Below are 283 nucleotides of genomic sequence, written 5' to 3'. Positions count from 1 at the left end.
GTGGGAGACCACCCTGCGCTCCGGCTCGCCGTCGGGGCCCAGGAGGGAGACCTCGGTGGTGTAGGTGAAACCGGTCCGCTGGTCGAAGACATCGTCCTCACCCGCGAAACCGCCCCCCGCACCGGTGTAGGCACGCCCCTCCTCGGCCCAGACGTTCATCCGCTGCTCGGGCGCGGCGAGCTCGCCCTTGTCGTCGAGGGTGCGCAGGCGGGTCGCGGCCAGCGCCGGGACGGGCGAGCCGGGGATCTCCTCGTAGGCGATCTCGGTCACCGCGCCGAGGGGG

Annotated in this window: 1 protein-coding gene; it reads right to left on the bottom strand. The window is 73.5% G+C overall.

All coding sequences use genetic code 11. The features are described 5' to 3' along the window. Positions 1 to 270, bottom strand: a 270-nt coding sequence (locus tag IF89_RS40115) for a hypothetical protein (protein ID WP_158718181.1), incomplete at its 3' end; no start/stop codon positions are given. Between the last annotated feature and the right edge of the window lie 13 nt (positions 271 to 283).

This window comes from Streptomyces sp. NRRL F-2664 (genome assembly GCF_000719345.1).
Taxonomy (GTDB): Bacteria; Actinomycetota; Actinomycetes; order Streptomycetales; family Streptomycetaceae; genus Streptomyces.
Note: the sequence above shows the minus strand (reverse complement) of the source record. Positions and strands in the feature narration are given on the sequence as shown.